Source organism: Virgibacillus litoralis, from assembly GCF_017873675.1.
In the GTDB taxonomy this organism is placed as follows: Bacteria; Bacillota; Bacilli; order Bacillales; family Amphibacillaceae; genus Lentibacillus; species Lentibacillus litoralis.
This window is the reverse complement of the sequence record NZ_JAGGKK010000022.1, coordinates 40,326-64,819: the sequence shown is the minus strand read 5'-3', so window position 1 is coordinate 64,819 and position 24,494 is coordinate 40,326. Positions and strand designations below refer to the sequence as shown.

Annotated in this window: 22 protein-coding genes, 1 tRNA gene and 1 pseudogene; 1 reads left to right on the top strand and 23 read right to left on the bottom strand. The window is 38.1% G+C overall.

Going from position 1 to position 24,494, the window contains the following annotated elements:
* Positions 1–469: 469 nt before the first annotated feature.
* The 16 genes and pseudogenes from lysS to J2Z82_RS19715 all read right to left on the bottom strand — a co-directional run.
* On the bottom strand, positions 470–1,954 hold the full coding sequence (lysS, locus tag J2Z82_RS16755; RefSeq protein ID WP_209481960.1) for a lysine--tRNA ligase: 1,485 nt from the start codon (positions 1,952–1,954) through the stop codon (positions 470–472).
* A 508-nt stretch (positions 1,955–2,462) separates the two neighbouring features.
* The gene (locus J2Z82_RS16750) at positions 2,463–2,687 is read right to left on the bottom strand and encodes a helix-turn-helix domain-containing protein (protein WP_209481959.1); all 225 of its coding nucleotides are present in this window, start codon (positions 2,685–2,687) and stop codon (positions 2,463–2,465) included.
* On the bottom strand, positions 2,657–3,169 hold the full coding sequence (folK, locus tag J2Z82_RS16745; protein WP_209481958.1) for a 2-amino-4-hydroxy-6-hydroxymethyldihydropteridine diphosphokinase: 513 nt from the start codon (positions 3,167–3,169) through the stop codon (positions 2,657–2,659). Before folK ends, J2Z82_RS16750 begins: the two co-directional genes overlap by 31 nt.
* On the bottom strand, positions 3,166–3,531 hold the full coding sequence (gene folB, locus J2Z82_RS16740) for a dihydroneopterin aldolase (protein ID WP_209481957.1): 366 nt from the start codon (positions 3,529–3,531) through the stop codon (positions 3,166–3,168). The genes folK and folB overlap by 4 nt, the downstream gene beginning before the upstream one ends.
* Positions 3,524–4,357, bottom strand: coding sequence for a dihydropteroate synthase (gene folP / locus J2Z82_RS16735; protein WP_390314298.1), 834 nt, complete (start codon positions 4,355–4,357; stop codon positions 3,524–3,526). The genes folB and folP overlap by 8 nt, the downstream gene beginning before the upstream one ends.
* Positions 4,358–4,878: 521 nt before the next feature.
* Positions 4,879–5,811, bottom strand: a complete 933-nt coding sequence (gene cysK / locus J2Z82_RS16730; protein WP_209481956.1) for a cysteine synthase A — start codon at positions 5,809–5,811, stop codon at positions 4,879–4,881.
* A gap of 117 nt (positions 5,812–5,928) precedes the next feature.
* Entirely contained in the window at positions 5,929–6,828 is a 900-nt protein-coding gene (locus J2Z82_RS16725; RefSeq protein WP_209481955.1) for a peptidylprolyl isomerase, read from the bottom strand.
* Positions 6,829–6,844: 16 nt separating this feature from the next.
* Positions 6,845–7,726, bottom strand: a complete 882-nt coding sequence (hslO, locus tag J2Z82_RS16720; RefSeq protein ID WP_209481954.1) for an Hsp33 family molecular chaperone HslO — start codon at positions 7,724–7,726, stop codon at positions 6,845–6,847.
* 18 nt (positions 7,727–7,744) lie between these two features.
* The gene (locus J2Z82_RS16715; RefSeq protein ID WP_209481953.1) at positions 7,745–8,527 is read right to left on the bottom strand and encodes a type III pantothenate kinase; all 783 of its coding nucleotides are present in this window, start codon (positions 8,525–8,527) and stop codon (positions 7,745–7,747) included.
* Between the two features lie 284 nt (positions 8,528–8,811).
* Positions 8,812–10,875, bottom strand: coding sequence for an ATP-dependent zinc metalloprotease FtsH (gene ftsH, locus J2Z82_RS16710; protein WP_209481952.1), 2,064 nt, complete (start codon positions 10,873–10,875; stop codon positions 8,812–8,814).
* Between the two features lie 190 nt (positions 10,876–11,065).
* Positions 11,066–11,614, bottom strand: a complete 549-nt coding sequence (gene hpt, locus J2Z82_RS16705; protein WP_209481951.1) for a hypoxanthine phosphoribosyltransferase — start codon at positions 11,612–11,614, stop codon at positions 11,066–11,068.
* A 10-nt stretch (positions 11,615–11,624) separates the two neighbouring features.
* Complete coding sequence (gene tilS, locus J2Z82_RS16700; protein ID WP_209481950.1) at positions 11,625–13,019, bottom strand: tRNA lysidine(34) synthetase TilS; 1,395 nt, start codon at positions 13,017–13,019, stop codon at positions 11,625–11,627.
* A gap of 88 nt (positions 13,020–13,107) precedes the next feature.
* A complete protein-coding gene (locus tag J2Z82_RS16695; protein WP_209481949.1) occupies positions 13,108–14,046 on the bottom strand; it encodes a protein kinase domain-containing protein in 939 nt (312 codons plus the stop codon).
* Complete coding sequence (locus J2Z82_RS16690; RefSeq protein ID WP_209481948.1) at positions 14,009–14,749, bottom strand: VWA domain-containing protein; 741 nt, start codon at positions 14,747–14,749, stop codon at positions 14,009–14,011. The genes J2Z82_RS16695 and J2Z82_RS16690 overlap by 38 nt, the downstream gene beginning before the upstream one ends.
* A 601-nt stretch (positions 14,750–15,350) precedes the next feature.
* Complete coding sequence (gene spoIIE / locus J2Z82_RS16685; RefSeq protein ID WP_209481947.1) at positions 15,351–17,801, bottom strand: stage II sporulation protein E; 2,451 nt, start codon at positions 17,799–17,801, stop codon at positions 15,351–15,353.
* Between the two features lie 206 nt (positions 17,802–18,007).
* Positions 18,008–18,103 (bottom strand): annotated as a pseudogene (locus J2Z82_RS19715) (DinB family protein); the annotation flags it as partial.
* Between the two features lie 211 nt (positions 18,104–18,314).
* On the opposite strand from J2Z82_RS19715, the gene J2Z82_RS16680 reads away from it, so the two are divergent.
* Positions 18,315–18,388, top strand: a tRNA-Met gene (locus tag J2Z82_RS16680).
* A gap of 349 nt (positions 18,389–18,737) precedes the next feature.
* On the opposite strand, the gene J2Z82_RS16675 is transcribed toward J2Z82_RS16680, so the two are convergent.
* From J2Z82_RS16675 to J2Z82_RS16645, 7 genes are all read right to left on the bottom strand, one after another.
* Entirely contained in the window at positions 18,738–19,121 is a 384-nt protein-coding gene (locus J2Z82_RS16675; protein WP_209481946.1) for a S1 domain-containing RNA-binding protein, read from the bottom strand.
* A 73-nt stretch (positions 19,122–19,194) separates the two neighbouring features.
* On the bottom strand, positions 19,195–19,575 hold the full coding sequence (locus J2Z82_RS16670) for an FtsB family cell division protein (protein ID WP_209481945.1): 381 nt from the start codon (positions 19,573–19,575) through the stop codon (positions 19,195–19,197).
* A gap of 6 nt (positions 19,576–19,581) precedes the next feature.
* A complete protein-coding gene (gene yabQ / locus J2Z82_RS16665) occupies positions 19,582–20,190 on the bottom strand; it encodes a spore cortex biosynthesis protein YabQ (RefSeq protein ID WP_209481944.1) in 609 nt (202 codons plus the stop codon).
* Positions 20,187–20,486, bottom strand: coding sequence for a sporulation protein YabP (gene yabP, locus J2Z82_RS16660; protein WP_209481943.1), 300 nt, complete (start codon positions 20,484–20,486; stop codon positions 20,187–20,189). The genes yabQ and yabP overlap by 4 nt, the downstream gene beginning before the upstream one ends.
* A gap of 59 nt (positions 20,487–20,545) precedes the next feature.
* The gene (locus J2Z82_RS16655; protein ID WP_209481942.1) at positions 20,546–20,803 is read right to left on the bottom strand and encodes an RNA-binding S4 domain-containing protein; all 258 of its coding nucleotides are present in this window, start codon (positions 20,801–20,803) and stop codon (positions 20,546–20,548) included.
* Between the two features lie 5 nt (positions 20,804–20,808).
* Positions 20,809–22,257, bottom strand: coding sequence for a bifunctional methyltransferase/pyrophosphohydrolase YabN (gene yabN / locus J2Z82_RS16650; protein ID WP_209481941.1), 1,449 nt, complete (start codon positions 22,255–22,257; stop codon positions 20,809–20,811).
* A complete protein-coding gene (locus J2Z82_RS16645) occupies positions 22,257–23,837 on the bottom strand; it encodes a putative polysaccharide biosynthesis protein (RefSeq protein WP_209481940.1) in 1,581 nt (526 codons plus the stop codon). The genes yabN and J2Z82_RS16645 overlap by 1 nt, the downstream gene beginning before the upstream one ends.
* Positions 23,838–24,494: the final 657 nt, after the last annotated feature.

Genomic DNA, 24,494 nt, shown 5'->3' with positions numbered 1-24,494 from the left:
TTAATAATTGAAATCAGGGTTTAAAAGTTTAACTTTTAACCTGTTTTCTTGACATACTGGTTGTTTTGTTCAGTTTTCAAGGAGCAAATTTCGTTTTCGCCTCTCAAAATGGCGACTTAATTAATATACCATCTTTCAACAACAAAGTCAACAATTTTTTAATCTTGTTTATTAGAAAAATGCAAGAGAATCGCTGAAAAAGATGATAATGTTTTGTTGCAGTTATTTAAGCAACGTTTAATAATTTACCATGATTATTACCCTAAATCAATAGGAAATACATAAAAATTATTGGGTATTTTATCCAATCCTGTCACAACAATGATTTTAGAAAACTTGGCTTATCGCCAAGCCTTAGTTGCACTTATGCAGTAAGAAAGTATTTATACTTTCTTAACTGCTAAAACTAAAAAAGAAGAACAACTCGCACAGAAATTACAGTTATGCCAAGTTGTTCAACTATATAAGCTTATTGTTTATTACGCATTTGCGGGAATAGCAATACATCACGAATTGATTGTGAGTTGGTTAATAGCATGACAAGGCGATCAATTCCAATACCCAGACCACCTGTTGGAGGCATACCATATTCTAATGCTTCCAGAAAGTCTTCATCCATTAAGTGTGCTTCCTCATTTCCTTCGTCTCTTTCTTTAACTTGCGATTCAAACCTTTCCCGTTGATCAATAGGATCGTTCAATTCACTAAAGGCATTTGCGTGCTCACGACCGACAATGAATAATTCAAAGCGATCAGTAAACCGTTCGTCTTCCTCATTTCTTTTAGCAAGCGGAGAAATTTCTACTGGATGCCCATAGATAAAGGTGGGCTGAATTAATTCCTCTTCCACTTTTTGCTCGAAGAACTCATTTAGAACATGACCAAACGTCATTGTATCCTGGATTTGAATACCGTGTTCTTTAGCTAATGCTCTTGCCTCTTCATCACTCATGTTTTTCCAGAAGTCTACCCCTGTATATTCTTTTACAGCGTCAGCCATGTGAACTCTTTTCCATTCAGGTTCAAGACTTACTTCATAGTCCCCATACATTAAAGTAGTATCGCCTAATACTTCCTTTGTAATATGTGCAATTAAATTTTCTGTTAAGGACATGACATCATGAAAATCTGCGTATGCTTCATAAAGTTCCATCATTGTAAATTCAGGGTTATGCCGTGTAGAAACCCCTTCGTTACGGAATACTCGTCCAACTTCATATACTTTTTCTAATCCGCCAACAATTAATCGTTTTAGATGTAACTCAATAGCAATACGCATGTATAATGGGATATCCAATGCATTATGATGCGTTTCAAATGGACGAGCAGAAGCGCCACCTGGGATACCATGCATCATTGGGGTTTCCACTTCAAGAAATCCTTGTCCATCTAAATAATGACGCATGGATTGGATAATCTTACTGCGCAACACAAACGTTTCTCTGCTATCAGGATTTGTTATTAAATCAAGGTAACGTTGACGATAACGCTGTTCAATATCCTTAAGCCCGTGATACTTTTCTGGAAGAGGACGTAAGGATTTCGTTAGTAAGGTGAACTCTGACGCCTTTACTGAAATCTCGCCTACTTTTGTTTTGAACATAACACCGGTCACTCCAACAATATCTCCCATATCGGTTGAATTAAACACGTCATATGCCTCTTCACCAATCATATCTTTACGAACGTAAATTTGGATTTGTCCACTCAAATCCTGAAGATGCGCGAAACCAGCTTTTCCCTTTCCGCGTTTTGTCATCACACGCCCGGCAATTGTGACTTTATCTGTCTTTTCTTCTAGCTCTTCTTTCGAAAATTGGTCGTACTTCGAAATTAAATCTTCTGCTAAATCTGTTCGTTCAAATTTTCCGCCAAAAGGGTCAACACCTTGTTCTTTATAGGACTGTAACTTTTCACGACGAACTTTCATGTGATCATTTAATTCTTCTGACACAACTATCACTCCAATATTTTTTATCGACAAAACACCGACCTCAATATCCCACATTATATACAAGTATATAGAAAAACAAAATTTCTTTAATTTATATAATCTAATTTTAGTAAACTAACATTAAAGACATTCTGATGAAAGTGTAGTTCACTTTCTTAGAACCCCTTATTCCTTAGAGTGCAAGTTCTAATCTAGATAAGCCTTAGTTGCGCTTATGCAGTAAGAAAGGATTTATACTTCCTTATTGCCAAAAAAAACGCCAGCAAGCAACTGGCAATTCTTTCGTAGATGCTTTTAACTTACAAGATTAGGAAGCTTTGCCAGCAGCTCTTGTACATAGGTGAGTAAAATGTCCAGCAAGCCTTCTCTTATTTCAATATGGTTAATTCGTGCTCTTTCTTTTCCGTTTCCTTTTATCCCATGTTCATTGTTTTCTCTTTATTGTTATTAATTGCTTACCATCTAAGCGAGCTAAGACAACTCTATTTGGTATTGTTATAATTATGGATTATTCCTCCTTTGCGGATTCATCCGCTTTAGTCAATTCTTTTTTACTTACAGATAATGTATCAGCTATATGATTTAATAATTTCTCCGAAGCCTCTTGCTTACCTCGCTCAATACTGCCTAGTGTAATAATAGGAAGTTCCAATTTATAAGCTAGCTCTACTTGTGTATATCCTTTTAGTTTGCGAAACGCCTTTATTCTTCTGCCGAGCCTTTGTGTGTCCATCGCGTTACATCCTTTATGTCGCTTTCCGAGAGTGCTTTTATATAATCCGACACTGTCTTACCACCTTTGTACAATAACAATTCAGGTGCAATCTCATGTAACGGAATAAGCACGAATGCGCGTTCATGCATTCTAGGGTGCGGAATTGTTAAAACGTCTGTTTTTCTATTTTCTTGATTATAGACTAAAATGTCAAGGTCAATTGTTCGAGGACCGAAGCGAATTAGCTTTTTTCTCCCTAATTGCCTTTCGATGGTTTGACAAAGTTCCAGTAGATTTAACGCTGATAAATATGTCTCCAATTCAATCACCATATTCAAAAAATCAGCTTGGTCAGCATAACCAACCGGTGCCGTCTCATATATAGATGATTGTTGACTAATATGAATATTATTGTCTTTTCGCAGTATTTCTAGTGCTGATGTTAAATATTCTTCCCTGGGCTCGATGTTAGTCCCCAAGGCAAGGTATGCAGTCTTCATTCCGCTCGCTCCCGAGTAATTTCCACTGCTACTGATTGATAATGCCCTGGTATAGGAGGGTCAGGCTTCGTAACTTTCACCGTGCAAGCTTTAAGTAAATAAAATTCATGAAATAAATCCTTGGCAATATCTTCAGCAACAGCTTCAATCAGATTTTTTGGCTTACCTTCCATTATTTCTTTTACAAGCTCATATACATCTCCATAATTGATGGAGTCATTCATATCATCAGACATACTTGATTTTTTTAGGTCAAGCATTAGCTGCACGTCAACATAAAATCGTTGACCAAGTTTATTTTCTTCCGGAAAAAGACCATGGTAACCATAGAACGCCATTTGATTAATCAAAATTTTATCCAAGGGTTTCCGTCCCTCCCTTTCCTAGCATTGCGTCCATCATTTTAGCTAGCTCAACATGCATTTTCACATTATGAACTCGGATGATTTGAGCACCTTTAGTAATTCCAAGGCACGTTGTTGCTCCAGTACCATTATCACGTTCTTCTGGAGGCACATCCAAAATTTTGCCAATAAATGTTTTACGTGATGTCCCCAATAATATTGGATATCCTAGAACAGCAAATTTCTCCAGATTATTCATAACAACCAAATTGTCTGCTGCAGTTTTAGCAAATCCAACTCCTGGATCGAGAATTATATTTTCATTTGTGACGCCAGCTTCCAAAGCGATATCGATACTCTCTTGTAAATCCTGCTTCATATCATCAATAAGTGACGTATAGTTCTTGTTTGCTCTATTGTGCATCAATATAATTGGGACATTGTATTCTGCTGCAACTTCAGCTATTTTAGGTTCTCTTTTAGCTCCCCATACATCGTTTATGATATCTGCACCTGCCTTAACTGCTTGTCTTGCTGTTTCTGCCTTATATGTGTCAATTGAAATCGGAATACTTACCGCTTCTTTTACCTTGCGAATAACCGGCAAAACACGATCAAGTTCTTCAGTGGCTGATACCGGCTCATGGTTTGGGCGTGTAGATTCACCGCCTATATCTATAATATCTGCACCTTGCTTCTCCATTGCAACTGCTTGTTCAACTGCCCGGTCTATAGATGTATAACTTCCACCGTCTGAAAAAGAATCAGGAGTTACATTCAGTATCCCCATAATATGTGTGCGATTAGTTAAATCATATGTTATCAAGTTCGTTTTTAAATTCAAGGCACAACCTTCTTTCACATCTGATTATTTCGGTTACTATCGTATCACAGCAGAACAAAAGCGCAAGTATCTTCAATTAGGTACTAAGAGCGCTAATTCACTTCAAACATGAAAAATTCACACGAGATTTTGCATTGTGAACCCGATAATATATTTTTAATGTTATATCAAGGGTGAACGGCCATTCACAATTCGATTTATGGTGTGACATCAGCGGAATATAAATCACACAAAACAGTGAAGTGAATCGTCGTTCCGTTAAATGAGTAAAAGATCCGTCCTAGAAGGTTGAAACGGTTCCTGGTTTCGTTATTTACCCAATAACAAAGAAAAATGTGGCTGAAAAGGGCAAATAACGGAATGAGGATCCGCCAAATCAGCACGCCAACCTGTCTATGAGGTGAAACTAACTGTTTGCGCCACATCCCCCTTTTTTTCAGAATATTTTCAGGTGTATTAAATTGAAAAAAGGACTAGCATCTATCTACGGATGCTAATCCTTTTTGAATAATCATGAAACATTATTCATCTTCTGTATCGTATTGGTACAATGGTGTTGATAAATAGCGTTCACCATTGTCAGGAATTACCGCAAGTACTTTTTTGCCTTTACCTAGTTGCTTAGCAACCCTTTTTGCCGCTGCAACCGCTGCACCAGCTGAGATGCCACCTAAAATACCTTCACGTTTTGCAACTTCTCGTGACGTAGCAAAAGCCTCATCATTTGAGATTCGTATAACCTCATCATAAATTTCAGTATTTAGGATCTTAGGTACAAAGCCAGCTCCAAGACCTTGAATTTTATGTGGACCTGGGGAACCGCCAGATAGAATAGCGGAATCATCCGGTTCTACAGCATAAATTTTTACATCATCAAAGTTTTCCTTCAATACTTTACCAGCACCTGTAATTGTCCCGCCTGTGCCAATACCAGACACAAATGCATCGAGACCATCACTCATCTGGCTTACAATTTCTTTACCAGTTGTCCGTTCGTGGACCTCTGTATTTGCTTCGTTGTTAAATTGTTGTGGCATGAAATAGCCATTTGCATCTTTTAATTCTTCAGCTTTTTTAATAGCACCTTTCATACCATCGGCTCCAGGTGTTAAAACTAGCTCCGCCCCATAAGCTCTCAATAAGTTACGACGCTCTTTACTCATTGTATCAGGCATCACGAGTACTGAATTATATCCTTTTGCAGCAGCCACCATTGCTAAACCAATTCCTGTATTTCCGCTCGTTGGCTCAATGATTGTGTCGCCTTCTTTTAAAACGCCTTCTTTTTCTGCTGCTTCAACCATTGATAGAGCAATACGGTCTTTTACAGAGCTTCCCGGATTCATAAATTCCAATTTTAAATATACATCTGCGCTATTATCATCTACGGTACGATTCAATTTTACTATCGGGGTTTCCCCAATCAAGCCAGTTATATTGTCAGCCACTCTCATTACAATTCCTCCTAATTCCTAGTGTTTTTGTAGGATTTATTTATAATGTACGTTTAAATCAAAAAAATGTCAACTGAAACGTAATGAAATTGGTAAAATACCTACATCTAATTTAGCTTATTCTTCATATACCCAATCAATGTCTAATTTATCCCAAAGCGGATCAGCAGTCAGCGTTTGATTAGATTCTCCTAAAGCAAGCTCGCGTTTAATGTATGGTTTTATTTCATCGTACTCAAATGTTATTGATGGCAGTTTTTGATGAAGATAAATAATAGCTACACCTGTATCACTCTGAAAAGGATCACTATATGTCCGTTCATCCATTCCAGAAGCTGCTTCCAAGTAGCCCCCAGGTAAGAACTTACTTTCATTCACGAACAGACCTAAATATCCTCCACTAGCTTTAGTTTCTTCATCGGTTGAATATTCTTGGGCTAGTAGATCAAATGATGCACCGTTATCGAGTTCTTTTTTAACCTTTTCAGCCGTTTCAAAATTCGGCACTATAATATGCGAAAGTTGCAGTGAAGCCTGAAAATTATATTGGTCACCGTACTCGTCAAAGTGTGCTTTAATTTCTCCTTCTGGTATTGAAGAATCAGCTGTTAAAAGTGCACCTAGTTGATAACGATATAAGATTTCCTCACGCCACTCGTCTTCTTTTTGTTTCGTTTCCTCCGCAGACATGGGACTTTGCATTGAAGTAAGAAGTGCTATTTCCCTGGCAATAACTTTATCATTAATTTTAATATTTTTTTCATCTGCAAGCTGCTTCACAACAGCTTTGTCAATCATTCCCTTAAGTTGTTCTTCCCCGTAATTTCCTCGTAAGGATTCCATCCATTGTTCGTATGAAATTTCCTCACCATTAACAGTAGCAACAGGTTTTTTTTGATCTATTTCTGTATCTTTATTGTCGAGAGTCACATTGTCATCACCATTCCAAATAAGCAAAGTAGCAACATTTGTGATGAGCAATACCACTATTACTGCCAGTAGAAATTTTTTCTTCATCGGTAACTCCTTTCAACTATATCTTTGTTGATTGTTTAAGTATTTCTAATTCCTGCTCTGAAAATTGATATACTTCATTACAGAAATGACAAGTCGCCTCTGCACCTTGATCTTCATCAATCATATCTTGGATTTCTTCACTTCCTAATCCAATAATAGCCTGTTGCACGCGATCCTTTGAACACTTGCATTGAAACGAAATTGGAAGCTGTTCATGAATCTTGACTTCCTGATCACCAAAAAGACGCTCCAAAATCTGCTCTGGAGAATTCCCTTCCCTAATCAACGTCGAAATAGCTGGGAATGACTGAATTTTTTCCTCAAGACGAGTAATCATTTCTTCATCAGCTCCTGGCATAACCTGAATGATAAAACCACCTGAAGCTAATATTGTATGGTCTGGGTTAACTAATACACCAGCTCCTACCGCAGAAGGAACTTGCTCAGAGTTTGCGAAATAATAAGTGAAGTCTTCGCTAATCTCACCCGAAATAATAGGAACTTGACCGGTGAAATTATCTTTCAGCCCTAAATCTTTTACGACACTTATGTTTCCTTGTGTTCCAACGGCGCGCGCAACATTTAGTTTACCATGTTCATTCAAATCAAAATCAACATGAGGATTTGTGATATATCCGCGGACATCTCCCTTAGCGTTGCCATCAGCAACCATAACACCAATGGGACCATCTCCCTCGACCTTTACCGTAATTGAATCTTCACCTTTGAGCATTGCACCCATCATTGCAGTAACAGTGATAGTACGCCCGAGTGCTGCGGATGCAGTAGCCCAAGTATCCTGTCGTCGGCGTGCTTCTTCTATCGTGTTGGTTGAGGTTGCTGCATACGCGCGCACCATTCCATTGTAAGTTGTTGCTTTCACTAAATAATCCTTCATGTTGTATTCAGTCTCCTTCTAGGATTTTTCCTTTTGAATATTTCTCTTATAAATTAAATACAAGCCTTTTAATGTCAAATGCTTATCAACATAATCAATTGTCTCAGATGCATCTGAAATCAAAGTGGCCAATCCTCCTGTAGCAATCACCTTTGGCTCAGCTTTATTCTCTTGCTTCATACGATTTACTATGCCATCAACTTGTGAAACATATCCATAAAAAACACCTGATTGCATCGCTTCAACAGTCGTGCTTCCGACCACATTATGCGGGGCCTGAATTTCAATTTTAGGGAGCTTCGATGCCTTGCTGTATAATGCCTCCATTGATATATGTATACCTGGTGCAATCAAACCACCCTGATAGGCTTTATTTTCATTGATATAACAATACGTCGTTGCTGTACCGAAATCGATAATCACTAATGGTGAACCATATTCTTCGATTGCACCTACCGCATTTACAATTCGATCTGCGCCAATTTCTTCAGGATTTGGATAAGCCATATCTAAAAACGTGTGTACCGATTCTTTTCCGAGCACCAATGGCTGCAGCTTAAAATACTTTGTACACATTTTTTCAAGTGCAAACATAATAGGGGGTACAACAGAAGAAATGATTACCCCATCTACATCCGTTAATGAAATACTTTCGTGTTCCAATAAAGATTTAACAAGCATACCAAACTCATCTTCCGTCTTATAACGATCTGTCTTAATACGCCACTCATGTATTAGATTATCGTCCTCAAAGACACCTAAAACAGTATTTGTGTTTCCTACGTCGAGCACAAAAAGCATTTCCAACCAAACCTTCCCGTCTGCAGTTATTTTCTATCTTATTAATATACCATAATTCTGTAATGCAATAAAAAGCCTACGAACCTTATATTCAAAACATTGGCTGAATGAAATTCACTTCCGCCTAATGTATTCAAACTTCATCCACCTTTTTCAGTTTGCTAAAAGCAGAAACCCTTGGCTTATCGCCAAGCCTAAGTTGCCTTATACGGTAAGTTATAATTTCTCAACTGCAAAAAACAACCTCTCATTTTCATGAGAGGCTGTGCTGTATGATAGAGAACTTATTGTTTTTTATCATCCGAAGAAGTATTTGTATCATTTTCTTCTTTTTCTTCTTCGCGTTCATTTTCTTTCTTTTCTTCTGCTTTTTGTTTAGCTTCTTCATAGTTATCTGGTGATACATCGTCATCTTTTTTAGATTGGATATTAACTTTCATATCACTATCTTCTTCTGAAGCCTTTGTTTCATCTGCTTCTTTAACTTCTTCTTTCTTAGCTGCTTTATCTTTATCGTCCTCTTCCGGTTCAGGAAGTACACCATCTTCAAATAGTCCTTTAATTTGTTTAGCATCCAGGGTTTCTACATCAAGAAGTGTTTTGGCAACTAATTCAAGCTTATCTTTATTTTCCGTAAGAATAGTTTTGGCACGATCATAGCAATAATTGATAAAGTTTTGCATTTCCTGGTCGATATCATGTGCGATCGCATCACTATAGTTCTGATCGTTTTGGATATCACGGCCAAGGAATACTTCTCCACCGCCACTTGTGAATTGGATTGGACCAATTTTATCACTCATACCGTATTCAGTAATCATTTTACGAGCAATAGCTGTTGCACGTTGAAAGTCATTTGATGCACCAGTACTTACCTCACCAAAGATAATTTCTTCTGATACACGACCACCTAAAAGTCCAGTAATCTTATCAAATAACTCCGGCTTCGTCATAAAGTAACGATCTTCTTTTGGCAGCATAACAGCGTATCCGCCAGCTTGCCCACGTGGTACGATCGTAACCTTGTGTACCAGGTCTGCATCATCTAATACCATACCGATAATTGTGTGTCCACTCTCATGGTATGCAACAATGTTTCGCTCTTTAGGTGAAATAACTCTGCTCTTCTTAGCTGGCCCAGCAATAACACGATCGATTGCTTCATCGACAGCTAACATGTCAATTTTAGTTTGATCATGACGCGCTGCTACTAATGCAGCTTCGTTTAACAGATTTTCCAAATCAGCGCCAGAAAATCCTGGTGTGCGCATTGCAATTGTTTTAAGGTCCACTGTACTATCAAATGGTTTATCTTTAGCGTGTACCTCTAACACTTCTTCACGACCTTTAACATCTGGGCGGTCTACCGTTATTTGACGGTCAAAACGTCCTGGGCGTAACAATGCCGGGTCAAGAATGTCTGGGCGGTTTGTTGCAGCAATCATGATAATTCCTTCATTTGCTCCAAAACCATCCATTTCAACTAGTAACTGGTTCAAGGTTTGTTCACGTTCATCGTGTCCACCACCAAGACCAGCACCACGCTGACGTCCAACTGCATCAATCTCATCAATAAATATAATACATGGTGCATTTTTCTTCGCATTTTCAAACAAGTCACGTACACGGGAAGCACCTACACCTACAAACATCTCAACGAAATCAGAACCACTGATTGAGAAGAATGGTGTGCCTGCCTCACCTGCAACTGCACGTGCAAGTAATGTTTTACCTGTACCTGGAGGTCCTACCAGTAGTACACCTTTAGGAATACGTGCACCGACAGCTGTAAATTTACGCGGATCCTTCAGAAAGTCAACAACTTCAACAAGTTCCTGCTTTTCTTCATCTGCACCTGCTACGTCTTTAAAGCGAACTTTTTTCTTATCTTCAGTATACATTTTCGCTTTACTCTTACCAAAGTTCATGACGCGTCCGCCGCCGCCACCTTGAGCCTGGCTTAGAATAAAGAAGAAAAATAACCCTAATATTAGAAATGGAATCATCGTCGTTAGAAAAGTTACCCATCCGCTTGGTTGTTCCTCTTCTTTCACATTAAGTACACTTTGTTCAGTGGCTTGTTGTGTAATATTCGAGACAATTTCCGTATTATCAGGAATTTGGGCGACAAACTGTTCTCCTCCACCCAATTCACCAGTAATGCGTATTATTCCATTTGATGGCTGCATCGTCATTTCTTCGACGTCACCACTATTTAATACATTTGTAAATTCTTGCACATCATATTCTGTTGCTTCATCATTTTGTCCATTAAATACCCCTATAACGCCTATAACGACTAAGAATATGAGTAAATAAAAGATCACATTACGAAATATCCGATTCATTACTTACCTCCTCCCAAGCGGGAAAAACTACAAACAATATTACCATAGGAAAAAGTGCTAATACAACTAATTCCACTTACGCTTTTATATTAATTTAAGCATGCTTCATCCATATTCCATTCCGTGTAGCATATACGGAATTTATTACATTTTTGTGAAGAATATATCCCTATTGTGCCTGGCATTATTTTTATGATTCTTCTCCTCCATATATTCTCGGTTTCAACACCCCAATATACGGTAAGTTGCGATATTTCTCTTCATAATCCAAACCATAGCCTACTACAAATTCATTTGGTACTTCAAATCCAATCATATCTGCTTTAATATGTGCCGTTCTACCAGAAGGCTTATCAAGTAAGGTGACTATTTTAATTGATTTAGCTTTACGATATTTAAATAAATCGACTAAATAACTTAGTGTAAGACCACTATCGATAATATCCTCTATAATTAATAAATCCCGGCCCTCTACCTTCGTATTCAGATCTTTCTCGATTTTCACCTCACCGGATGAACGCATTTTGCCGCCATAGCTTGATACATCCATGAAATCCATTTCCAGGTGTGTTTCTGTACGGCGCAGAATATCTGACATAAATGGCATAGCACCTTTTAAAACGCCGATTGCTAACGGAAACTTACCGTCATATTCTTCAGTAAGCTGTTTACCAAGTTCAGCGCATTTTACCGAAATTTCTTCTTCTGTAATCAATACTTTTTCAATATCGTTATGCATGTTGCCCCTCCTACACATTACCTGCTTCGTAATTTAAATGAATATATGTGCCTTCTTTTGCTTGTTTTGGTGGTTGTCCTTTTTTTAAGCCGATCAGCCATAATACTTCTCCATCATCATCGGTTAACACTGGCCATGTATCTCGTTTATCCAACGGGATTTTAGCATCAATAAAAATATCTTTAACCTTTTTACTTCCTTCTAACCCTCTCCAGCTCATTCGATCACCATTTTGACGTGTCCTTATATGTAAGGGCAATGTGACACTGGCTTTATTACATATGTATTCTGTGTCACTATCCCAATCGGGGCAACCCGTAAAATTCGCAGTTACCATTATGCCATTTGGTAACTTAACTTCACCTGGGATATCTACAATTTTATGATAAGAAACAGGATGGGATTGTTCATTTGAGAAGCAAAACACTACTTTTCGATATCTTTTCCTGAGCTTTAAGCTGTCGGGAAAATCAATCTGGACATTACCACTATCACTTTCCAACAACGCAAAAAATTGTTCTTCGTGCACATAAGATAAACTTTTAGGCAATTCATTATATAGATAGTTTAATATTAGATGAAAGGCTCGCCTTTGTAAAGAACGTGGACTTGTTTTAAATGAGTCAATAGTAAAGGATGCCTCTTTATCCGTATCGGTAAATACGACAAGATCATTGACCAAATTAGCTGCTTTCTCTGCCAGAAATTGTTCATCCTCTTGAAGTGACTGACTTAGGTACTGTGTTGTTGTATGTATATTACTGTTTTTCTCCTTCAGTATCGGGAGCAACTCTTTTCTGAAATAATTTCTAGTATAGGTTGTTTGTTCGTTCGATGGATCTCTACGTGGTTCAATCCCATTGTTGTAACAGTAGTCTTCAATTTCATCTTTCGTAACACACAAGAAAGGGCGAATAATCTCGCCTGTCACAAATGACCGCTGTAACGGAATACCTGCTAATGACTTTGTAGTAGCTGAACGGACTAATCCCATCAGCATAGTTTCAACTTGATCATCACCATGATGCCCCAGTGCTAAATAATCTGCATTGAACTCAATCATTTGTTTCGCAAAGAATTCATATCGTACCTCCCGGGCGGCAACTTGAGTTCCAACCTGATTCTCCTGTTTATACGAGGGAACATCTAAAGAGGTTCCAATAAATTGTACGCCCCACTTTTCACAAATATGTTTAACAAAATCAAGGTCACCTCTCGATTCACCACCTCTTAACTGATGGTCAACAGACAGCACAATAAGCTTCAAATTCCATTTTTCCTGAATCGACTGAAAATAGTGCAGAAGTGCCATCGAGTCAGGGCCACCAGAAACACCAAGCAGGACGGTCGAATTATTTTTAAGCAATTGATTTTTTTTAATAAATGCATTAACTTTACTAATCATTGCTTGCCCATCTCCATGAATAAACTAATTTAACACCCCTTTATCCTACCATAAAAAAGCATCCTAACAAAGAGCAATACTACGCATCTTAAAGTAATAAAATTGATGAAAGGTAATAAAGTAATGCAACTAGAAAAATACCACCAGTTTCAACAAAAGTGTTACCTTTGGATACTGATTTACCCGTTCTTCTTCTAGACTTTCTTGAGGATTTTATCGTTTGTAATGTCTTTGTTATTTCGTCCTTCATCTGTCCGCTTGTCTTGTATTTGCCAAGTAGTGCATCTTTAAGACAATTCCGATACATACGTAACTGCTTTACATCGTCCAACCTTTTCAAAAGTGTTGATTTTGGATGCGAGCCTCGATCAAATCTTGTGGGATAGTATATGTTCAAAAATACCATAACAAAAGCAAATAAATCATAGCTTGGTTCTGCACGTCTTGAACCAAACCCCCAGTAACCCCGGTCATAAAACTCAGTATATTCCTTAATCGCTCTGCCGATTTGCGTTGTACCGCCAACATCAATCCAGCGAACCTTTGGCGGCGATGAAAGGACAATAAGATTCTCCGTTTTAAAATCCCCAAATACCCATCCTGCCTGATGCAGGCGCTCTAAATCGTCTAGTAATTGCAGCATAAACACGCCGACCCATTCATCGCCATTACGGTTAATAAAGCTTGACAACGGTTCTCCATGTAAATATTCCATAACATAAAAAGCATACTTTGAATTTCGCGAAATCTCCCAATCATCCACATCCAATAAACAAGGCCCAAGACGATTTCCTTGGACCTTCTTCAGCGATTTCAAAACGTTTACTTCCATTGTCATTGATGTGCTTTTATCACTTATCTTCAATGCAACTTGCTTACCATTCCTATCACAGAGATAAACCGATCCAACTGCACCTTGACCAAGCTTCTTTTTAATTACATAACGATGCTTATGCCACTTTCCACTAATAATTGTTCCTGGCTTAATATCAATTCCATGCTTCTTCCATGCCTGGTTCATCTTCATCCCTCAAGCTCCTTAGCAATCCTTTCTTTCCAAACTGATACATCGCTTCCCGTATAGCAGGACCCGTAGGCGTAATTCCCCCACTGCTTAACTTTGGAAATACTGTTGATATCGAGTCAAGTTTTGGTGACCAATCGAATACTTTTTGAATATCTTTTCGTTTGCCTGGAAAACTGAAAATACAGAATCTGTTCCTTCCAATTCGTGCATTTAAACTTATCGAAAGGTCAATTAGTGCCTCTTTTACTGTTGGAAGCTTATCATGCATGCTTGCACTCGTATCAACTAACACGAGAACTTCCAAATCACACGTTTCACCCATATCCTCCACAACCTCCATAATCTCCCCGCGTTTATCCGGTTCGATATCCTCGAGATTCTGATTTGGACCTAAAATTTGCTTTAATTCTTGATTAACAAATCCTTGTAAAGTTTGTGTCATTGCTTGTTTTGTAACCATTTGTACCGTCTGTGATAGTGACTGTTTATAGACAAGTTGACTTACACCGCCACCAGAAAGCGCAATATCTTCCACTTCCTCTAATCCTTCTGGCTGCTCAGTCTGATCATCATCTAAAATACCAATAACATTAACCGTCATACCTTGCTGATGTGCCAGTGCAGCCGTTGCAGCTGGATCCTCACCCTTGTTAGAGCAACCATCCGTAATCAATAGAATCTGTTTTAGCGTTCCTTTTTTCACTTAACATACCTCCCAGCTAATCCACTACCATCATCGCCAAAATCGTTTTAAAATATACGTTTACTACAGAACAAAAGCGCAAGCGCCTGTTCAGCGCCGTATGGACTGGACTGACCCGTGTGAGATAAAGGATACACGAAGAGCGTAAGCTACCCCACAGGACGTGGGGTAGTTCGACGTTGCCACAGGATGTGGTGGTTTTAGTCGAACATCCTTTATTTCTTATCGTAGATACGGGGAGGGAAGTCCACTAGGCGCTGGCCGGTGAGAACGCCACGTCCTGTGGCGTCACCGGCACTAGTACGTCCTGTACGTCGGAGCTGGACGTCGCTGAATCGGAAGTCCAGTTATTCGTAGCGCTTAGATTTTATAATTTCCTATACATAAAATAAAATAGATAAACTGGTGTACTGCCGGATCCTCGTTCCGTTATTTGTCTTTTTAACCTTATATTCCGTTGATTTTGTGCTTTTAGCGGAACGAGGATTCATATTGCTGATTTGTATTTGTATTTCACATTGCGAAGCCTAGCACTTATGCAGTATCTTAACTGCCATAAGAAAACTGATACTCCATAAGAGTATCAGCCTTCTAGCTCTCATTACTGTGCTTTTTCTGTATAAGACGGTATCGAAGCCCATTGTGGTGTGTTTTTAACGATTTTAGCAGCAACTACTGTCATGTCATCTTCAATTGCTCCCGACCTTGTTCGGACAACCTCCTCAAGTAGTAAATCTGCTATTTCCTGAGGATCATCCGTCTTCATTTCACGAATTTTCCGCTTAAGCCAAACATCCGTATTTTCAATATGTTTTGGACCATCAAATATACCGTCGCTCATCATAATTAAAATATCTTCTGATTTCAATTGCTCGCCAACAATATCAACATCAAATTCCTGTATAATCCCCATTGGCAGATTACTCGCCTCCACCTTGATCATTTCTTCCCCACGTTTGATAAAACTTGGAGTAGAACCTATTTTTAGAAAGCGAACAAATGCATTATGCATATTAATAACAGCCAAATCTAATGTTGCAAACATCTCATCGGTAGTTCGCAGTGCAAGGATTGAGTTGATTGATTTGATCGCAACTTTTTCTGGTATTCCAGTTTGTAAAATCTGCTGGAGAAGCCGTAACGTTTCTTTACTTTCTTCACTTGCACGTTGTCCATTCCCCATACCATCGCTAATAGCCATTGCATATTTTCCGGCACCAAGTTCTATAGTTGTATAGCTATCCCCCGAAATAAGCCCTCCACCTTTGGCAGCATTGGCAATGCCAGTATCAATAACGTATTCTTTGGCAGATCCAAATGCCAGATAACAATAGCCATTCGGAAATGGTGAAACCTCTTCCTGCTTAACAATAACCATTTCGTTTAATATGTCAGATAATACAGGTGCAATTATCTTTGCACCTTCACCATGATAATCATAAAAAGATAAAGTCATTTCAATATCTATATTACCTTTATCCAATTGATAAATATCCAGCTTCTCTAAATCAATACCCATATTTTTGAGTGTATGGATGATTTGCATTTCCTGTTTCTCATGGTGCTGGCGTTCCTTGAGAATCTCGTTAGCAAAATCCTCCATAACTTCCGATACGCCTTGTAATTGGTCAGCAACAAAACGCTTGCTTTCAAATACTTGTTTTTTCAATTTTTTATTCGCTTCAAATGATGAAATCTCTTCTTTCATGACGTCAATGACTCTTTTTGATTTGACACAATGGTTTTCAAATTCACGAATTGATTTATGACTCGGTTCATTACCTTCTGCAAGATCATCCTTCAGATTTTCCATTAGGGAATAAGTTTTATCAAACTGCTGCTCCCAGCAACGATCTTTCATAAAGCAGGTCTGGCACGTTTTCTCGGTAACCTGACTTAAAAAGTAATCTGTCTCGCGCCTGTCCTGAATATCCTCTTCTTTAAATTCTTCAGATGATATGAAACTTTTTGAAAGCGCTTCAAATACGTCGGAAAATTGCTCTACTCGTTTGGCGGTAACATTACGGACCTTTTGTAAGTATTGCTCTTGCTCGTTGGTATGTTCTTCTGTACCAGGAATATAACGTGATAATTTTTTAAACCAGCTTGCCGGTGTCAATATAAAGAATAAAATAGCAACTGATGTCTCAATAAGGGAAGGTACGATTGTTCCCACATCTACATAAATACCTACCAAAAATGTCCCTACCAAAAGTCCTAGGCTAACCCCAATTTTATTTCCTTCTTTCAACAATCCCCCTAACAACCCTGAAAAGGCAAGCAAGCTCATTTGATAGAGATTTGCAACATTTGCCAATGACAGGATAAGCCCTGCTACAACCCCTACTGTTGATCCAATTGCAGCACCACCAACAAATGCAAGTATCAATACAAAGTAACGGGACAATATTTGCTCAACGGATGCGTCATAAAATTCCCAGCCTATTGTTCCTGTCAATATCGATGCAAGCAAGATAATCATGCAAACAATTTCTTCATTCTTTAACGAAGGTTTATATCTATTTGGTGATAATAATGGAATACTTTGCATAAAGATTAGTACAAGGACAGCTCCAAGCACTCCTTCAACAACTATAAGCATCCATTCATACGATGAAAGCTGACCTGTAGCAGAATACACAAATAGCCTTGGTCCTAAAGTGGATAAGAACACAAATAGCGGAATGTACACTTGCTGTTTTTTAGCATGTTTAAATAATGCAGCCAAAAAAATAAAAACAATCATTGCTAACGTAATAAAAACACCATGAACAAGTGAAAAGCTTAATGATCCAGCCAGGACTGCAAGCATAACTTTCGGTGCCTTGTCCTTATGTATAAACCAAATGGTTGCCAAAAACGCAACAGCAAATGGTGAGACAACGGATAGTATGATAGCTCGTCCCAATAAAAAACCAACTATATAGAACAGCCATCCTTTTTCGAATAATAAAGATGTTGCCTGCGATGACATCCACTTACGAAATCTTTGCAACAGGTTTTTGTTAACGCCGATTGCTTCGGATTCCAACCTTGGAATTGAATCCATCATAGAATACCACTCCCTCTTTCAAACATTAAATCACAATATGCATTGTTTTTTTGTCAAAATAAGAGAGCAAGTCTAAAAAATCGTTCGACTGTATTCTATATGGACAAGCGGTATTCTACATAACCTTCCGTATTCTGTTTACTATTGTCTAAAGATTAGTAAACTTGGCATTCGCCTAGCCTTTGGGCGAATTGCCTTAGTTGCACTTATGCAGTAAGAAAGTTCTTATCTGCCAAAAAGACATGTCCAAGATTCCAGCGAATATTGTTGTTAAAGCCATTAGGGATTATGTCTGCCTGTCCCTCTGTGAGATCTTAGATAAAATATAAGATCCCTTGTCTATATGTTTCCAGTTGGTTTTATAGTATTAGTGTCGCTTCTCCATAAAATCACCTCATCATATATTTACTTAATAATATCTAGTAAAAAAAACGACAAACTCCTCCCTTTTTCCAAAATTACTCATTGACACATATATCAGGCTGTTGTATTATATCACTTGTGACTATTTTTGGCGGCGTAGCTCAGCTGGCGAGAGCGTACGGTTCATACCCGTGAGGTCGTGGGTTCGATCCCCTCCGCCGCTATCCTTAATAAAAAAGACCTGCAGAAGTGTTTTAAAATACTTCTGCAGGTCTTTTTTTGTTAGGCTTTTTTCGAGAGTGTTCGTTGCAAATAATCGTGAATCGGCTCAAACTGTCACAAATTTGGCTCAAGTTCACAACTTTCCCGCTCAAGTTCACAATTAATAATATCGTCGTGCACATGTTCCGCCCACTAAACGCTCAACAGCTTATCACCTCCTAGCTTTAATATAAATAAGCCTCAGCGGCACTTATGCAGTAAGTATTTAGAGCCAAAAAACAGGAATCGCTTCTACAAGCGATTCCTGTTCAGTTAATTTATATCATAGAGCATTATCATAGACAGCAGTTGCTATCCTCTTTTAGCACCTCGACCTCCACGTTTGGATTCTGTGTGCTTTTTCAAAGAGGCTAAACGGTCTTCTGAATCCTTAAGAAATTTATTCATTTTAGATTCAAAATTTTCACCGCGATCACGATTAATTTTTGGGCGTACTGGTTTATCCTTTGCCTTCTTAATGGATAAGCCAATCTTACCATCCTTTTCAACATTAATAACCTTCACCGTTACCTCATCACCAACAGTTAGGTGTTCATTAATGTCTTTAACATAGTTGTCGGCAACCTCACTAATGTGGACTAGGCCTGTTTTACCTTCACCAAGTTCAACAAAAGCCCCAAAATTAGTAATACCAGTTACCTTTCCCTGCAGCTTGCTGCCTACTTCGATTGACATAAAAAAAATGCTCCTCCTTAAAAGTTTAAAAAATATAGTTCTTATATATTATAGCTAAGCTTGTAAAAGTGTGTCAATAAGAGGGCTCCTCATCGGGAATTTTAAAAATTAATTCGCCTTCTTTTGATAGGAAATAGTTCGTCCGAGCTATCTCCAGTACATACTCTTCATTATTTAACAATTTAATCTCTTCACGAAGGTTTTCTTCCTCTTTTTCCATAGTAGTTAATTTCTCTTCCATTTGATTATATTGTTCTTGTTTTTCCTCTTGAAGTGAAATTTGTTTAAAGTGGTATGTTGCCATACTTCCAATCACAACTAATACGACAACAGAAAATAATACTAGACGGCGAACTAGACGCTGTTTCTTTCTCTTTTGTCTTTCTATATAAGCATCGTACTGTTCAACATAATTCGAATCCAATCTAGTTACTGTTTTCTTCTTTGTAGGCATTGGCAACTACCTCCTCTTAAACAAAATATTTTTCATCCATTTTATCCATTTCTTAAATATATTCTCCATTGTACTATAAAACCCTGCAATTTTGTGTAAATAATTTTGGATATTTTTTGGCAGCAAACGAAAAAGAGTCTGAAATACCCAAGATAATGGAACATAAATGAATCTAAACGTATATCGAATAATGGTGAATAGTACATTTAAGATGAACAAAAGAGACACTATCAGCAAGTGAACAATAAACTTTATTGGCGTAATAAGGAGTACTTGTACCAAATTTTTAATAAACTGATAAATCTTCTGCCCGATTCGAATTATATGTTCCAGCAATTGCTTATACGCGCTTGCAGTTGTCACCTGATAGACAGAAAAACCGAGTAAACAGGCAATAAATACATAAAAACGCAGCTCTCCGCTATTTACTCGGAATAACAGGTAGTACAGTAACATAGTCTGTGTCAGCCAGAAGCTAATTTCCATAAAATAAGAAAGAATTTTATTTTGCTTCCAGTGGATTGAAAACCTGCGATAGGTATCGTTTATTATACCCAAATAGAAGCCACCTAAAACCATAGTAAGCATGGTCAGGAATTGAACGCTAAGTGTCATTTGAATAGCTTGCTAAAGAATCCTTTAGCCTTCTCCTGCTGATGTTCATCCACATAGGAAAGCTCATATATTTTACCTTTGATAGATACTAAACCTTCCCCAACATCCAGATTTTTCAATTGTAAATTTTGACCTCGAACAATCAAGTAACCCAAAACAGTTTCTAATAAAAACTCTTCATTATCAAAACTATCAACTTCTTTAACACCGGTTATTTCCAATTCTTTTCGATTATTAATTTTCACAATATGTTCCTGCTGGACACGTGTAACACTATCTTTTTCATAGTAATTCATACATATCGCCCTCCTTATCATTATTACTGTATGATTAGAAGGACAAGTGTAGAACTATACTAATTAACTTTCTCTTCCTTGATTACTTTATAGAGCATTTCAGCCTCGTCTTTTTTAACAGCATCTTTTAAGGCGTTCACTTCAAGCGTTACCATTTTTTGTCCGAACTTGATGACCAGCTCATCGCCAACAGATACAGTTGATGATGCCTTAGCTTTGTTTCCGTTAATGGTGATTCGCCCTTGATCAGCTACTTCTTTTGCCATTGTACGACGTTTAATTAGTCTTGTAACCTTTAAAAATTTGTCTAAACGCAATTCTATCACTCTCTTCTTTTTGCTTGGTTCCAGTAGTAGTCCATTTCTTCCAAGGTTGTTTCATAAAGATCTTTCCCCTGGCTCTCCAATTGTTCCTCAATATAGGAGAATCGTGAATGAAACTTCTGGTTCGTTTGGTTTAAAGCAATTTCCGGATTTACTTTATAATACCTTGATATGTTTGCAAGTACAAATAGAACATCGCCTAGTTCTTTTTCAATTTCTGATTTGTCTTGGCTTCCAATGGCTTCTCCAACCTCATCCAGCTCTTCCTGCAGCTTCTTCCAAATATCATCTATATTATCCCAATCAAACCCTGTTTTAGCTGCTTTTTTCTGAAGTTTGAATGCTTTTGCTAAAGCTGGTAACCCAGCGGGAATACCATCCAGCACTGATTTGCGATAGTCTCCTTTTTCTTCCTGTTTTAGCGTATCCCACGTCTTATATACATCATCGATAGATTCGACAGTCTTGTCAGCAAAGATATGTGGATGCCGATGAATCATTTTATCCGTAATCGAGCGAATAACGTCATCAACTGTGAAGTATCCGTCATCCTCACCGATCTGACTATGAAGCATTACTTGCAAAAGAAGATCACCTAATTCTTCAACAATTCCTTCATCATCCTGACTATCAATTGCTTCAATAACTTCGTATACTTCTTCAATTGCATACTCTCGTAATGTTTCATGTGTTTGTTTTTTATCCCACGGGCATCCATTTGGCCCACGCAATATAGCAATTACTTCCTTTAATCTTGAAAAAGTATGGTTGAGCATAGATGCAGGAGCAGGAGGGATATAAACAGAAGTTAAATTATTTACCTCCAATGAATGATCTAGTTCCTCCAAAGGAATTGTTGTAATCTTCTCCTGATTACTGCCAGCTGCTTCGACAATCTTTACTTGGTAACTTGCAGGCAAATCCTCAAGCAATTCAAGTTTTACATTTGATGCAATAAACTGGTCATAGACCTGGCAAAAAATGATATGCTGCCGGTAATTTAACTGGCTGCGGTTAAACCCTGTTCCATCAACAAACTGAAACCCATCGATTGGGTCAATACGTAGTGATGTAAACAAATCATCCAGATAGCTTTGTCCACCAATGACTTCCACCGGCACTTCATCTTGATCCAGCAACAGTTGAACAGTTTTTTCAGCAAGCATAGGATGGCCAGGCACTGCGTATATAACGGGTGATTGATGGGACTCCTCAATTAATGAATCCACAATACGACGATATACTTCATCGAATTGTTCCGTTGTTTGATAGATTTTATCAAACGATGTAAATTTTACTCCATCATCCCGCAAGGCATTTATTACAGGGTGATTGATAGTTCGCGCAAAAATAGTAGTGCTTGTATTTGATAATTTTTTATAAATCCCGAGCGGCATCTGGTCAAGATCACCTGACCCAAGGCCGATAATTTCAATTTGGTTTCCCACTATTGTTCCCTCCCTCTATGGATTCTGGTCAAAATCGGTGCTAATGGGAGCATCGATATTTCTTGATTAGTAAATGCTTTGAACCTTACTAACAAAATAATGTAAAGAAGCGCTCCAGTTATTACGACAAATAATACATACAACAACAAACCAAGACGTGATGAATTTTCAGGTAAGAGGTAATCTATTAAAAGTATATAGAAAATCATTCCTGTTGCAGCTATGATAAATGCACGCCAATTTATATGCTTTTCAACCTTCAGTTTTGGGAGCTTTCTTTTCAATGCGAACAGCATGAGCATAGCAAGTATTGTCAGACTGAACACCGTAGCAATTGCACTGCCCATTATTCCAAACAATGGTACCAGAGCCTGATTTGTAATCCATTTTATGAAAAAGGCAACAAGTATAAATCCCGCTGTCCGTTTAATATACCCTAATCCTTGAAGAATGGATGCAGCAGTAATTGCAATCGAACTTAAGAAAATAGAAATAACTAGAATCTGTAAGCTCGCCGTACCCTTTTCGTTCTGAAATAACAGTGTATTCGCTTCTGGAAAAATAATAATTAACCCAATTGTCGCACCAACAGCTAAGTAAAAACTTACGACTAAAGCACTTTCAATATATGCGTGAAATGCTTTGGGGTCACGATCAAGCTTCCGTCTGGAAATCGTCGGTATCAATGCCAGAGCGAATGAAGATCCTAAAACAGTTCCAAGCTGTATTAAAGGCTGGCCTCGATCGAACACTCCTTTTGCCTCCATTGCATCTATATCTGACAATCCATATTCCATAAGTCCAGGTACTAGTGTGAACGTGTCGGCAAACTGAATAATAATTAATAGCATGTGATTTAATGCAGCTATCATGCCAAAGATTAATAATGTACTGATATAGTAATTCCATGGAATATCAAAATGCTGCTTCACTGTAGGCTTCATTCTTATAAAAAAGAAACCAAGTATGAGAATTGCAGCCAATGCTCCAAACAATGAAGCAATTGCTGCAGCTTGTCCAATGCTGTATACATTACTTGAATTAGCATAAATAAATACTGCAGCCAGAATAATCAGGAGTACACGAATGAATTGTTCCCCTACTTGTGAAAGAGCAGTGGGCTTCATTTGCTTCATTCCTTGGAACACGCCTCGTAACAGAGCTGAAAAAGGAACAAGCAAAAACGTAAAAGCAGCTAATTCGTATGTATCTTTTAAGTTCGCATCGCCCACCCACACAGCAATTTCCTGGGCATTAAAAAATAAGAATAAAAATATACCACAGCTAATGGAAAATAAAAGCAAAAATATGGGTACATAAAAACGGGTAAACGATGGCCTCATCCCTTGTGCTTTTAGATCCACAGTAATTTTCGATATAGCTGAAGGAAATCCGTATAATGACAAAATCAATGCAATACCAAGAAACGGATATACTTGCTGATAAATATAAAAACCCATATCCCCTGTCAAGTTCTGCAGTGGAATCCGGTAGCCGGCACTCAGCACCTTACTAATTAATCCTGCCAATGTAAGAAGCAATGCACCTTTTACTAATTTGTTGGTCTCATTCCCGTCCATGAAAAACGCCTTTCTATGGCAGTTAAGAAAGTATAAATCTTTTATCTTACTGCATAAGTACAACTAAGGCTTATCTATATTAAGGCTTGGCGATAAGCCAAGTTTCCTAACCATTTTTTAACCATTATAGCATACCAGCTATTCTACCATTCTTACTAGTACAATCGAATTCTGCGTATGAAAAGTGGCACTTGTAAGAAAATATTTTTTCTATAACAATGCCACTTTTGTTCATTCACAAACGATAGTAGGTGTAGAAGACCTACTAAGTAAAGGCTATTTTCTATAGGGTTGTTGCTTTCTCCAAGCAATGATCTTAACAAGTAGTTGATATAAACTGCGAACCAACTAGGGGAGTCCTATTGAAAGCATTTTGTGAGGCTTCCTAACGACGCAGCTGGAATATACTCGCTTTCCGTGGGCTCACCACGAGCCTTCGACGCATAGGACGTGCTAGTGCAGACATTGCCACAGGACGTGGCGTACTTAGTCTGCCTCGCTCGCAAAGAACGCTCCCTGTGGGGTCTCTTAGGATCGCTGTCCCACAGGAGTCTCGTATGTTCCAACTGCTAGTTAAGTGGTATAAGATCTTGTTTTTTAAAGTTTTAGTGAGCAATACCCAGCGGAGGAAATACACGTAGACTCCTGTGGGAGCTG